This is a genomic window from Vreelandella stevensii S18214 (genome assembly GCF_000275725.1).
Taxonomy (GTDB): Bacteria; Pseudomonadota; Gammaproteobacteria; order Pseudomonadales; family Halomonadaceae; genus Vreelandella; species Vreelandella stevensii.
Window position 1 is genome coordinate 1 of sequence record NZ_AJTS01000052.1, and the last position, 12,846, is coordinate 12,846.

General features: G+C 61.9%; 13 protein-coding genes. 4 read left to right on the top strand and 9 right to left on the bottom strand.

Annotated features, from left to right (window positions below; all coding sequences use genetic code 11):
* Window positions 1-675: chromate efflux transporter (gene chrA, locus HSS18214_RS0117240; protein WP_016916521.1), on the top strand; the 675-nt coding region annotated here is incomplete at its 5' end.
* Between the two features lie 133 nt (window positions 676-808).
* On the opposite strand, the gene HSS18214_RS0117245 is transcribed toward chrA, so the two are convergent.
* Window positions 809-1,081, bottom strand: coding sequence for an XRE family transcriptional regulator (locus tag HSS18214_RS0117245; protein ID WP_016916522.1), 273 nt, complete (start codon window positions 1,079-1,081; stop codon window positions 809-811).
* A gap of 218 nt (window positions 1,082-1,299) precedes the next feature.
* Here HSS18214_RS0117245 and purE point away from each other — a divergent pair, with 218 nt between their 5' ends.
* The 3 genes from purE to HSS18214_RS0117260 all read left to right on the top strand — a co-directional run bounded on the left by purE (window position 1,300) and on the right by HSS18214_RS0117260 (window position 4,775).
* A complete protein-coding gene (gene purE / locus HSS18214_RS0117250) occupies window positions 1,300-1,827 on the top strand; it encodes a 5-(carboxyamino)imidazole ribonucleotide mutase (RefSeq protein ID WP_016916523.1) in 528 nt (175 codons plus the stop codon).
* Window positions 1,828-1,837: 10 nt separating this feature from the next.
* The gene (locus HSS18214_RS0117255) at window positions 1,838-2,983 is read left to right on the top strand and encodes a 5-(carboxyamino)imidazole ribonucleotide synthase (protein ID WP_016916524.1); all 1,146 of its coding nucleotides are present in this window, start codon (window positions 1,838-1,840) and stop codon (window positions 2,981-2,983) included.
* A 166-nt stretch (window positions 2,984-3,149) separates the two neighbouring features.
* Entirely contained in the window at window positions 3,150-4,775 is a 1,626-nt protein-coding gene (locus HSS18214_RS0117260) for a diguanylate cyclase domain-containing protein (protein WP_016916525.1), read from the top strand.
* Here the strand turns inward: HSS18214_RS0117260 and HSS18214_RS0117265 are convergent.
* From HSS18214_RS0117265 to tnpC, 8 genes are all read right to left on the bottom strand, one after another.
* A complete protein-coding gene (locus tag HSS18214_RS0117265) occupies window positions 4,753-5,577 on the bottom strand; it encodes a TraX family protein (protein WP_016916526.1) in 825 nt (274 codons plus the stop codon). The two genes, HSS18214_RS0117260 and HSS18214_RS0117265, sit on opposite strands and share 23 nt — an antisense overlap.
* Window positions 5,578-5,655: 78 nt before the next feature.
* Complete coding sequence (iadA, locus tag HSS18214_RS0117270) at window positions 5,656-6,801, bottom strand: beta-aspartyl-peptidase (RefSeq protein ID WP_016916527.1); 1,146 nt, start codon at window positions 6,799-6,801, stop codon at window positions 5,656-5,658.
* Window positions 6,802-6,897: 96 nt separating this feature from the next.
* On the bottom strand, window positions 6,898-7,695 hold the full coding sequence (locus tag HSS18214_RS0117275) for a transporter substrate-binding domain-containing protein (RefSeq protein WP_016916528.1): 798 nt from the start codon (window positions 7,693-7,695) through the stop codon (window positions 6,898-6,900).
* A 332-nt stretch (window positions 7,696-8,027) separates the two neighbouring features.
* Window positions 8,028-8,798 carry a transporter substrate-binding domain-containing protein gene (locus HSS18214_RS0117280; RefSeq protein WP_016916529.1) on the bottom strand — a complete coding sequence of 257 codons (771 nt, stop codon included), beginning with the start codon at window positions 8,796-8,798 and terminating at the stop codon, window positions 8,028-8,030.
* 138 nt (window positions 8,799-8,936) lie between these two features.
* A complete protein-coding gene (locus HSS18214_RS0117285) occupies window positions 8,937-9,665 on the bottom strand; it encodes an ABC transporter permease (protein ID WP_016916530.1) in 729 nt (242 codons plus the stop codon).
* A 1-nt stretch (window position 9,666) separates the two neighbouring features.
* Window positions 9,667-10,368, bottom strand: coding sequence for an ABC transporter permease (locus HSS18214_RS0117290; RefSeq protein ID WP_016916531.1), 702 nt, complete (start codon window positions 10,366-10,368; stop codon window positions 9,667-9,669).
* Window positions 10,369-10,385: 17 nt separating this feature from the next.
* Window positions 10,386-11,156 (bottom strand): ABC transporter ATP-binding protein, encoded by a 771-nt coding sequence (locus HSS18214_RS0117295; RefSeq protein WP_016916532.1) that lies wholly within the window; start codon window positions 11,154-11,156, stop codon window positions 10,386-10,388.
* A 197-nt stretch (window positions 11,157-11,353) separates the two neighbouring features.
* Window positions 11,354-12,802 carry an IS66 family transposase gene (tnpC, locus tag HSS18214_RS0117300; protein ID WP_016915835.1) on the bottom strand — a complete coding sequence of 483 codons (1,449 nt, stop codon included), beginning with the start codon at window positions 12,800-12,802 and terminating at the stop codon, window positions 11,354-11,356.
* Between the last annotated feature and the right edge of the window lie 44 nt (window positions 12,803-12,846).

The following is a 12,846-nucleotide window of genomic DNA, read 5'->3' on the forward strand; positions in this document are numbered from 1 at the left end:
GGTATGGCAGGGCTGTTGCTCTGCCGCGAAAGCGCTCAGGGCGAGCTGGCGGATTCGCTGCACTTTGCGGTGTCGCGCAAGGTGGGCTTGATCTCTCTGGGGCTGTTCGTGGCGCTGCTGGTGCTGTTGCCGCTGCTGGCGGGCGGCGCCATGTGGCTGGCGGTGGTGGATGCCTTCTACCGCTCGGGGGCGCTGGTGTTTGGGGGCGGCCACGTGGTGCTGCCGCTGCTGGAAGCCGAAGTGGTACAGTCGGGCTGGATCACGGCGGATGAGTTCTTGACGGGCTATGGCGCCGCACAGGCCGTGCCGGGGCCACTGTTCACCTTTGCGGCTTACCTGGGCGCACTGCTGCCTGGGCTGCCCAGCGTGATGGGTGCAGTGCTGGCGCTGCTGGCGATTTTCATTCCCGGCTTCCTGCTACTGGTGGGCGTGCTGCCGTTCTGGAACCGTTTTCGCCAATGGGGCAGTGCCCAGGCGCTCATGCGCGGTGCCAACGCGGCCGTCGTGGGGATTCTGGGGGCTGCGCTCTACGACCCCGTCTGGACCAGCGCGATGGTGGGGCCGTACGAGTTTGCCCTGGCGCTCACGGGTTTTTTGCTACTGACCGTGTGGAAGCTGCCAGCCTGGCTGGTGGTGATCGTGGTGGCCTTGGGCGGGATGGTGATGGCGGCGTGAAGCGCGGCGCCTGACATGAACGATTCGCCCCACGAGCGTGGGGCGATCAGGCATCACCTATGTACAGCGCACGCCTATGGTGCAGTACAGGTGTCGTGCCGAGGTGTGATGGGGAAGTGACGTTAGGCTGCGGCTATGGCGCCTCCAGCTCTAGGGTGCGACGCAGGACATTGAGTTCATCGATGTCCAGATGCTCCAGCCTTCCGGCGAGCAGGTCGCTGATCTTCTGTACTGGCAAGCCTGCCCGGCGGGCAATTTCTCGGCTTCCCAGGTCTGATACGGCGATCAGACGTGTGATGATGCGCATGAGGCGCGTGCGTTTTTCCAGTTCCCTGACATCGAGGTCAGGGCTGCTTCGCGGAGGATCCTGCACTTCTGCGTGAGCAGTCGAGTATGCCGTACTCATGTGACTCCATGGGTCTGAAATGACAAACACACAATGCCGCCAACTCACGCGCTTTTCAATGCCTATTTAGATGAAAATTTCACGACCATGAGACAGCCCGCAAACGCGCTGGCTCTGGTAAACTATGCCCCTTCCCATTTTTTCAATGAGCCGCAGCCTGTACGCGGCTCGTTCCACTGTTTTTCGCTAGAACAGGCCATGGGCCGAGGAGTTATTGCATGTCGAACAGCGCACCCAAGGTGGGCGTGATCATGGGGTCGAAGTCGGATTGGCCGGTCATGGAGCACGCGGTGGCGATGTTGGAACGGCTGGGTGTTGCCTACGAAACCCGCGTGGTCTCGGCACACCGTACCCCGGACCTGCTGTTCGACTATGCGAAAAGCGCAGCGGAACGTGGCCTTCAGGTCATCGTGGCGGGCGCTGGTGGCGCGGCGCACCTGCCGGGCATGGTAGCCTCGCAAACGGCGCTGCCGGTGCTGGGTGTGCCGGTAGAGTCCAAGGCCTTGAAGGGGCTGGATTCGCTGCTCTCCATTGCACAAATGCCGGGTGGCATTGCCGTGGGCACGTTGGCCATCGGCAAAGCCGGGGCCACCAATGCGGGGCTACTGGCGGCGCAAATCGTCGGCTTGCAGGACAGCGCCGTGCGTCAGGCCGTCGAGGCCTTCCGAGCAGAGCAAACGCAGCTGGTGCTGGATAACCCGGACCCCCGCCCGGATGCGCCTGCGGCCAGCGAATCGGCACAATAGGAAGCCCATCATGAGCGTGCATAGTAATCGCGTAAAACACATTGGCGTACTGGGTGCCGGGCAACTGGGCCGTATGCTGGCGTTGGCGGGCTACCCGCTGGGCAACACGTTTACCTTTCTGGACACCACCGGCCACCCTAGCGCCGGTATCGGTGAGGTGGTGGTCGACCCGGATAACCAGCATCTGGCAGCGTTCCTCGACAAGGTCGATGTGGTGACCTACGAGTTCGAGCACCTGCCCGTGGCGCTGGTGCAGCAGATCGAACAGCACAAGCCGGTCTACCCCAGCAGCCGGGCCATTGCCGTGTGCCAGAACCGCGTGGAAGAGAAGGCGCTGTTCGATCGGCTGGGCATCCCGACGCCTGCCTACCGGGTGGTGGAGAGCGCCGAGCAGCTGCAGGCCGCTGCCACTGAGCTGGGCTGCCCCGTGGTAGCCAAATCCGTCACCGAAGGGTACGACGGCAAGGGCCAGGCGGTGCTGAGAGCGCCAGAGCAGGCCCAGGCCGCCTGGGAGTCGATTGGCCATTCCCGGTTGATCGTGGAAGCCTTCGTCGATTTCGTGCGCGAAGTATCGATGATTGCGGTGCGCGGTCGCGATGGGGAAGTGGTGTTTTACCCCATGGCAGAGAACCAGCACGTAGACGGCATTCTGCGCTATTCGGTGGCGCCGCTGCCCGACCTGGACGACAGCGTTCAGCAAACCGCCGATGGCTACATTCGTGCGCTGTTGGATGAGCTGGATTACGTGGGCGTGCTGGCGCTGGAGCTGTTCCAGACCCACGACGGTAGCCTGCTGGCCAATGAGATGGCTCCGCGGGTGCATAACTCCGGCCACTGGACCATGGACGGCGCGGTGACCAGCCAGTTCGAAAACCATCTACGGGCCGTACAGGGCTTGCCGCTGGGTTCGACTCAGGCGATTGGCCCCACCTGCATGGTCAACGTGATTGGGCAAGAGGGAGACAATCCCGCGCTGCTGGCGATTCCTCATACCCACCTGCACCGCTACGACAAGGCCGAGCGGGCGGGGCGCAAGCTGGCCCACGTGAACGTCGTGGCGGCCAGCCATGCCGAGCTGCTGGAAAAAGTACGCGCCTGCCAGGCACTGCTGCCGGGTGCTCCGGCGGTCGAGTGGAGCTTTGCCGACTCGCTCTGAGACGTGCGTTCGATGGCTGTCATGGCCTCTTAAGCCGCCCTTAGAGGCGGCTTTTTCATGTTCGAAGGCTACTTTTACTGCGTAAACATGCTAAAAGATAGGGCGTGATAAAACGTTTGTATTAATCAATAAGATTGGCCCATAGGCCAACGAAAACGGGGGTTCTATGTCGCCCAGCAAGCCAGTGGCGTCGACGGCAACTGCGTCAGGGTTACGCAGCGGCTACCAGCGCGATCACCATCTCACCCTGCAACAGCTGCGCGGAGAAAAAGTGCGGATGTTGTATGACAACCTTTGGCAACCGGTGCTCAGCAGCGTTTTGGCGGGCGGCTTGCTGGTGGCGGCGATGTGGCCCGTGGTGGAAGGCTGGGTACTGTTGGGTTGGTACACCGCCTTGGTGGTGGTGTCGGGATTGCGTTTGGCGTTGGCTCACCGTTTCAAGCGCTTGCCGATTCAGCAGCAGCAAGGGCACCGGTGGCTGCGCTGGTTTGCCTTGGGGGCCATCGTTTCCGGGGTGGTGTGGGGCAGTACGGGAGTACTGCTGTTCAGCCCTGAATATCCTGGGCAAATTGCGGCGCTGTCGATCGTGCTGGCCGGTATCGCGGCGGGGGGCGTCACGACGCTGTCGTCGGTGTGGTGGGTGGCCACTGGCTTCGTATTGCCCATCCTGTTGCCTTTGAAGTTCCAGTTCATGCTGATGGGAACCTCGCTTTCCGTGTTGATCGGGCTGATGCTGGTGCTGTTTCTGCTGCTGATCCTGATCACCAGCCGCCGCTTGAGCCGAACCATCCATGACAATATCGCCCTGCGCGTTACCATGGCGGCCCGTGAGGCGCAGCTTCGGGAAAGCGAAAACCGCTATCGCTCGATTTTCCAGCACTCCCCTCTAGGTGTTTTGCACTTTGACGACCAGGGGCAGATCACCGACTGCAACAACAAGCTGCTGGAGATCCTGGGCGTCGAGCGTTCTCGTCTGCTGGGCTATCGCATGTTGGACCGTTCAGCCGACCGAAGCGTTGCCCGGGCCGTTTCCGCGGCGCTGGAAAAAGGCACCGGCTACTACGAGGGGACCTATCGGCTACCCCAGGCCAGTGAGGGGACGCCGCTGCGAGCGTTCTTCAACGGCGTACATGGCATGGGCAACCGGATGATCGGTGGCGTGGCGATCATCGAAGACTTCACCGAGCGCAAGCGCAGTGAGGAGATCATTTATCGTCAGGCGTACTACGATGCGCTGACGGACCTGCCCAATCGGCGCCTGTTCATCGAGCGTATGGCAACGCTGTGCCAGGAGGAGGAGACGCCGCAGCGGGGTGGCCTGGTGATGTTCATGGACATGGACCGCTTCAAACTGATCAACGACACGCTGGGACATGCCGCGGGCGATGACTTGTTGGTGCAGGTGGCGCGGCGCTTGGAGTCGTGCCTGCGCGACGGTGACATGGCCGCTCGGTTGAGTGGCGATGAATTCGTGCTGCTGGCGCAGTTTTCAGAGCCTGATCTGGACAAGCTGAGCGCCCTGGCCGAGCAGTACATGCAGCGAGTGAAGCAGGCGCTGTCGGGGGAGTACCGGCTGGAGAGCCGCTGGGTAGAGGTGACCCCGAGTATGGGGTACACCTGCTTTGAAGCATCGACCTGTGACCATGCCGAAGTGCTCAAGCAGGCCGATACCGCCATGTATCAGGCCAAGCTGGAAGGGCGTGATCGGCTGCGCCGCTACCAGCCCTGGATGCAGGACGAGGTCAATCGGCAGGTGGCAGAAAAGACGTTCAACCTGCCAGTTGGCCGCTGATCAATAGCCACAGGGCAATCAGGGCGAAGTGCCCCGGGTACCAGGCCAGCCACAGGCGGCGGGGCATGGCCAGCGCCACGGGCGGTACGCGCTGGGCGGCGCCCGCGGCCAGCATCAACACCAGAACGCAGGTGCCGACGGTAAAGGATTTGGCCATGTCCGACGCGTTCATCTGCCCGGCGATCCACAGCAGCGGAAACGCCGCCAGACCCGCCCATAGCCTTGATTTGAGGGCATCGCGGGTCTCGCTGAGGGCCTGCATGGCAAACATGAACAGCGGAATCAGCAGCAGGCCGTTGTGGCCATACTCCACCCAGAAGCCCAGCAGATACCAGGCGGTGACACACACGGCGGCCCCCAGCATCAGCCAACCCAGGCCCAGCGTCTGTGCCTGATAGTGCTGCCACCCCTGGCGTACCAAGGCACCGAGTGCCAGGCCGCTGGCCAGCGTAAAGCAGACATTCAGGATAAACGCATCCGAGGCCCTGGGCATCATCATGTAGGGCACTTGTGCCGCGATACCGATGATCAGGATACGGCGCGCGTAGCGCAGCGGGTTGCGGGTGTTGAACAGGCCGTGCCAGGCCACCATGGCAGCAAACAGCGGAAAGGCAATGCGCCCAATCGAAGAGCCCGCCCAGCCCAGGTCCCAAGCATCGGGCAGTACGTAGCGGGTCAGGTGATCCACGGTCATGGTGAACAGCGCCAGCCACTGGCCCCAGGCGGTCCAATGGGAAGAGGGGCGCATCGTCTCGGGGAGGCCCGTGGCGGGCGTTGTGTGTGCCGCTGAGTGTTCTGCCATGTTACCTCCTTGTAAAAGCGCATTATGCCATTAAAGACCGGCATTGGCTGAGCAAGTTCGCTGGGCGGCCTCGGGCGCTCAGGGGGCGCTGAAAATCGGTTTGCCCAGCGCCCACACGTGGTCAATGGCCCAGCGGCCTTCGCTCAACACGATGAAATCGGCATCCGAGCCGGGTATCAGGCGGCCTTTTTGGGGAAGCTTCAAGGCATCGGCGGCGGTGGTGGTAGCACATTGCAGGGCGTGCTCCATGCGGATCTGGTGGTCGTTGACACACTCGCCCAACACGTCGAACAGGCTGCTGAGTTTGCCGGGTTTCAGGCCCACGAAACGGCGCTGGTCATCGAACTCCGGCAGCGAAGCGTTGGCATCCGAGGAGAGGCTGAGCTGGCTCGGATCGATCCGCGCTTTCAGTGCCCGCGCTACCGCCTCGGAGGCGGGCACTTCGCCACCGGCCAGCAGCTCGGGGGTGGTGCTGGTGGTGAAGTCGATGCGTCCGCCTTCACGGGCAAAGCGCAGGCCGTCTGCGAACAGTGCGCCAGTACGGTTGATGTGGGTCGGGTAGAATTGCGTGATGGGAATGGCGCTGGTGCTGGCCACCTGACGCAGTGGTTCCAGGTGGGAGTCGGCGTCGCCGGTATGAATGAACATGATGCCGGATTTGCCTGCCAGCAGCCCGGCCGTGCGAGCGTCGGAAGCCAGTCGCGTCAGCTCCTGGGTAGTGGGCTGGGAGCCACGGTGGTCGCTGATGGCCACTTCGCCCACCCCGATGAATTCCGGCACGTAGAGAATGTCGCTGGCCACCGTGCCGGTCAGCGTGACCGGAGGCAGCTGATAAGAGCCGGTGTAGGCGTAGGTGCTCAGCCCACCGGCAGCGAGCTCCCGCGCCTTGCCGATCAGGTTGGCGGGGGTGCGGGTAAGGGCATCGGTGCCCAGAGCGCCAATCAGGGTGGTCACGCCTGAAGCGCAGGCGTCTGCCAGGCTGAGTTCTGCAGTGCGGTTGCCAAACCCGCCTTCACCGCCCCCGCCAATGTAGTGCACCAGCGGGTCGACCAGCCCCGGAATCACCCGACGGCCCTCCAGGTCGATGGTCTTGATCAGCGTGCCCAGTTGGTACGCTTCGTTGGCATCCAGCACGGCCGCGATGCGCTGGTCGGCGATCAGCAGATGGCACAGCCCGCGGGGTTCTGGGGCAAAAAGCTGGGCGTTTTTGACAAGTGTCAGCATGGGCTTTCCGGAAAAGTGATGAGCAAACGGTACGCGCCGACCTGAGGTCGGCGCGTGTAGGCGGGTGGCGCGGTTCAAGCGCGGCGGCCGCCGATCTTACAAGCGTACATCGTAGTTGAAGTAACGGTTCATGATTTCATCATAAGTGCCGTTCTCTTTCACCGCACGCAGGGCGTCGTTGAAGCGTTCGGCGAGGGCCTCGTCACGGGGGCGGAACGCGACGCCAACGCCCTTGCCAAAGATTTCCTCGGGCTCTTTGATGAAGTCGCTGATGCGCTGGAAATCGCTTTCGGGCGTGTCGATGTCGATGGCGGCTTCGGCAATCGGGTAGTCCATGAACGTCAGGTCCAGGCGGCCTGCCAGCAGGTCGGTGACCACATCGTCCACACCGGTATAGCGGCGAATTTCCAGCACGTCGCCGTAGAGTTCGGTGACATAGTTATCCTGCAGGGTTGCTCGCTGTACGCCGACCGTGAGCCCTTCCAGGCTGGCCCGGTCTTCGATGTCGATATCGTGGGCGTGGGTCGTGATCCAGGCGCTGGGAGTGGTGTAGTAAGCCTCGGAGAACAGCACACGCTGGGCGCGCTCGTCGGTAATTGCCATGGACGACATGATGGCGTCGTAGTTACGGGCCAGCAGGCCGGGAATGATGCCGTCCCAGTCTTGTTCTACCCAGGTGCAGCTCACTTCCAGGTAGTCGCATACGGCATTGCCCAGCTCGATTTCAAAGCCGGTGAGAGTGCCGTCGGCTTCCCGGTACATGAAGGGCTCGTAGGGAATATCCACACCCAGACGGATCTCGTCGTAGTCTCGGGCCAGTGCGGCAGTGGATACCATGGAAAGTGAAGCACCAGCCGCCAGCACGGCAGCCACGGACAGCGTTGCATAACGCATGGTCAGTCTCCTGAAACGATTTTTAGTAGGTATGTGGGTGTTGCTTTATGCCAAGCGCCGAAAGGGGCGGCTACAGCACGGGGTGCGCCAGGCGTGGGAGTGCCCTGCGTCGATCACGCATGGCAACATGCACGCACAGAGGCGTGATTCGGCACGGGCGTGCCAAAGAGGGGGCTATTCGTCGAACCACTCGCTCAGGTAGAAGCGGGCAATGGTGCCACGGGTACCTGGGCGTTGCGCATGGGGCGTAGAGGGGAGTAGGCGGTATGGAGTCATGGTATTGGCGTGCTGCCATGCCTTCCCTGAGGAAGGCATGGCGAGACGGTCAATGCTTACTCTTCGCCAAAGTAGCGAGCGTAGATTTCATCGTAGGTGCCGTCTTCCTGCAGCTCGGCCAGTGCTTCGTTGAAGCGCTCGGCCAGGGCCTGGTCGCGCTGGCGGAAGGCGATGCCGAAGCCGTCACCGAAGTACTCCTTGGGCTCGCTGATGCGCTCGCCTACGACCACGTACTCGGTGTCTTCGTTGTTCAGCAGGGTGGACTGGCCGATCGGATAGTCGAGGAAGACGATATCCAGGCGCTGTGCCTGCATGTCCAGCACCATGTCGTCAGCGGTGGAGTAGCGGCTGACGCTGGCGATACGGCCGTACTGGTCGGTCACGTAGTTGTCTTGCAGGGTGCCGCGCTGTACGCCGATGGTCTTGCCGGCCAGGGTCTCTTCGTTGGCGTCACTGAGTTCCAGGCTGGCGGGGGCGAACCAGGCCGACGGCATGGTGATGTAGGGGTCGGAGAACAGCACCTGCTGACGACGCTCGTCGTTGATGGTCATCGACGACATGATGGCATCGTAGTTACGTGACATCAGGCCCGGAATGATGCCGTCCCACTCCTGCTCGATCCACTCGCAGGTCACGCCGATGCGCTCGCACAGAGCGTTGCCCAGGTCGATATCGAAGCCGGTCAGCTCGCCCTCGGGGGTGCGGTATTCCATGGGCTCGTAAGGTACGTCCACGCCGATACGCACGTGGTCGTAATCACGGGCTTGAGCAGAAGACGCAGCAGCCACGGCCAGGCCCAGCAGAGAAACGGTCAGCAGTTTTTTCATTGTAGACTCCAAAGGAAGCAGGTTCACCGGAGGTGATCCCCTTTAAGCTACCCCAGCTTGCGGTTGGCGAAAAGGGGGGTGACCTGAATTAAACCAACGCTTGTTTTACGTTGGCGTACGTTGGATTTTTCGTCATGCTCAGGTTTGTGGCCGCAAATGTGCCAGCAGCCGTTTTTCCAGATAACGGAAAAAATACAGGATGGCAAAGGTGAGGCACAGATAAATGGCCGCCACGAACAGGAAGGCATCGAAGGGGGCATAGAAGCGCGCATAGACGAAGCGTGCGGCCCCGGTCAGGTCCATCAGGGTGACGACGCTGGCAATGGCGCTGGCATGCAGCATGAAGATGACTTCGTTCCCGTAGGCGGGCAGGGCACGGCGAAAGGCGCTGGGCAGGATGATACGGCGCATCATCAGGCTGTTGGACATGCCATAGGCCTTGGCGGCTTCGATTTCACCCCGTGAGGTGGCCTTGATGGCACCCCGGAAAATCTCCGTGGTGTAGGCCGCCGTGTTCAAGGTGAAGGCGATCAGTGCCGGGTAGAAGGCTTCGCGCAGCAGCGGCCACAGGAAGGTTTCCTGAATGCCATCGATGAACACCACCCCGTAGTAGATGATGTAGAGCTGAATGAGCAGCGGGGTGCCACGAAACACATAGGTATACACATAGACCGGCAGGCTGATCCATTTGTGTTTTGAGCTGCGCATGATGGCCAGCGGGACGGCCAGGATCAGGCCGGCCACCAGCGAGAGGAACACCAGCTGGGTGGTGGTCACCAGGCCTTCCCAGTAGTAGCCCAGGGTGGTGGGGGTGAAGATCAGGTTACCCGCCAGTAAATCGTTGAACCATGCAGAGATGTCCAGCATGTCACTGCCCCCCGAAGCCGATGTCGTAACGTTTTTGCAACCGTGCGAAGACCCACTCGGAGACGCTGGCAATCAGCAGATAGGCTGCCGCCACCGGAATGAGGAAGACAAACGGCTCGTGGGTGGCCCGAGAGGCTTCTGCCGCCACCCGCACCATGTCCGTCAGGCCGATCACCGACACCAGGGCGGTGGTCTTGAGCAGCACCATCCAGTTGTTGGAGAGGCCGGGCAGCGCGTGACGCATCATCTGGGGAAAGCGAATACGCCGAAATACCAGTGCGTTGCTCATGCCGTAGGCCTTGCCTGCCTCGATCTGGCCATTGTCGACGGCCATGAACGCCCCGCGAAAGGTTTCGCCCATATAGGCGCCGAAGATGAAGCCGATGGTGAGGACACCGGCCGCGAAGGCGTTGAAGTTGATGTAGATATCGATGTCGTAGCGGTCATAGAGCATATCGCTGATCGCATTGACCCCGATCTGCCCGCCGAAGAACAGCAGCATCATCAGCACCAGGTCGGGCACACCACGAATCACCGTGGTGTAGACCGTTGCGCTACGGCGCAATAGCCAGTTGCGGGACATTTTGGCGCTGGCGGTCAAGAGCCCCAGCACAATCGCCAGGATCAGCGAGAGGAGGGCCAACTGAACGGTCACGCCTGCGCCTTCCAGCAGGCGGGGGCCGTAGCCTTGCAAATCAAGCATCGTGCATGCCTCGCGGATCAGTATTTGGGCGCCAGAAACTGCTTCAGGCGCGGCGATTGCGGGTTGCCCAGCACGTCATCGGGCGTGCCGGCTTCTTCCACGAGGCCTTGGTGCAGGTAGATCACCTTGCTGGACACGTCCCGGGCAAAGCTCATCTCATGGGTCACCACTACCATGGTGCGCCCTTCGTTGGCCAAATCGCGCATGACCTTGAGCACGTCGCCCACCAGCTCAGGGTCCAGCGCCGAGGTGGGTTCGTCGAACAGCATGACTTCCGGGTTCATGGCCAGCGCCCGGGCGATGGCGCCACGCTGCTGCTGACCACCGGACATTTGCGCCGGGTAGGCGTTGGCACGCGCGCTGAGGCCGACTCGGTCGAGCAGCGCGTGGGCGTGTTCGATGGCTTCTTTCTTGGGTTTACCCAACACATGAATCGGCGCTTCGATGATGTTTTCCAGCAGCGTCATGTGGGCCCACAGGTTGAAGCTCTGGAAAACCATGGAGAGCTTGGCGCGCATCTGCACGACCTGTTTCCAGTCGGCGGGTTCGCGGCCATGGCGGGTGGTCTTGAAGCGGATCTGTTCGCCGTGGACGATCAGGTCGCCATCATCGGGCTGTTCCAGCAAATTCATGCAGCGTAAAAAGGTGCTTTTTCCAGACCCTGAAGCACCGATCAGGGTGATCACATCACCTTTCTGGGCTTCAAGAGAGAGGCCTTTGAGGACTTCTGTATCGCCGAAGCGCTTTTTGATGTTACGCACTTCAAGGGGAGTCGGCGTAGCGGCCATAACTTAGGCTCCAGTACAGGGTTGCCGCAGCAACAACGAATGAGTGTTCGTGTTTCTGTGCGGCTGGCGCGAAAAAAGGGGCGATTCTATCAGGAGTGCGCCGGAGACGCGTACTTTATCAGGGCGACCTTGGTCGTGTTGCCTGAAGAGCACTCCTGATGGCCCCTCTACGTTATTGTTATCAAACTATCTTGTAACTATTCAGCACCGGTTGGCTGAGTCGGGGCTTCTTGCTGCATGAAGGCTGGCACATCACCCGCAAACAGTTGCTCCAGTGCGGTATGCGCCGCCACCCCTTGCTTGACGGCGGTCGAGAGGAAGCTGCGCATCCGGCAGAAGATCTCCGCCCCCTCCCAGGAGCGGAAACAGCCCGAGATTTTCTGCTGGACCTTGGTCATTCGCAGATCGCGTTCCCCCTGGTTGTTGGTGAAGGGAGCGGCAGGGTCGTCGAGGAAGCGCAACACGTCGTCCTCGTACGCCTGGAGGCGTTCCAGGAGGTTGCGCGACTTGGTGCGCTTGGCCCGGCCTCGCGTTCCAGGTGGCGGTTTCACCGGCGGGGGGCTCTCGGCGTCCCCTTTCGCCAGGCAATCTCGATAGCGCTGCCGCCAGGCTCGGGTCTCATCGGCCGAGAGGCAGCCGTCGGCCACCTCCACGGCGCGATGCATCTCCAACAACAGGTCATGCAAGGCCTTGGCCCATGCCTGGCCATCGTTCTCCCAGGCCGCTGTCAGCTCCCGAAGGTGGTGCGCATTACAGAGCGCGTGCCGGCAATCCGGATAGCGGTAGTAGGGCTTCCAGTGATCATGCACCAGCACGCCACGCACGAAGGGCAATACGCCGATGGCGTCCATCGCTTCCTGGCCGCGCTTGGGGTGCGGGGCCAACCAGGTCAGGGCCTCGTTGGAGGCGCTGTGTAGCCAGTAGCGTTTGCCACCGACCTGCATTCCGGTTTCATCGGCATGGACGGTGGCTGCTTCACGTAGCGCCGGGATCACCCACTCGGCGAACGCCTCGGCCCGCTGGTAGGCCTCCTGGTTGAAGGCGAACAGGGTGCCGGTGCTCAGCGACAGGCCGCACTGCGAGGTGAGCAACTCGCGGATACGCGCATAGGGCAACAGCTGATACTGGGAGAGATAGACGACATGCGCCTTGAGGCGAGGGCCATACTGGATGGGGCGAGTCACGCCCTCGGGGAATGGCGCCACGTAGCGTTGCCCCTGATCATCTTCGAGGACCTCAGCCTGATATTCGGTGACCACGGCCTGGATTACGATGTCCTGCACTTGGCGCGTTTCGACGCCGACCGGGCGGTAAGAACGCCCCTTGGGGAGTTGCCGACGATCGACACGGAGCTTGACCACCTCGTCGGGGTCCGTCACCGGCGCCAACGTCTTACCCTCATGCCCTGGCTGTCCGCCGGGGCGCCGCTCGCCTTTGGCGCGCGAGCGGCGCTGGCGATTGGGATCCTGGGACGGTGGCTTGCTGCTGTTGCGGCTACTGGTGGCCAGGCGATCGGCCATGAGCTTGACCAGCAACATCAGCACATCGATGGCCGCACGCAGCGACGGAGAGACCGTCTGGTCTTCCTTGAGCTGCTGTCGGACCCGCTCCAGAGCCTCGTCGACGTTGATATCGCTGATGGTCATGTCACCGCATAGATATGCCGAAGGATTAGGCACACTATACCAGA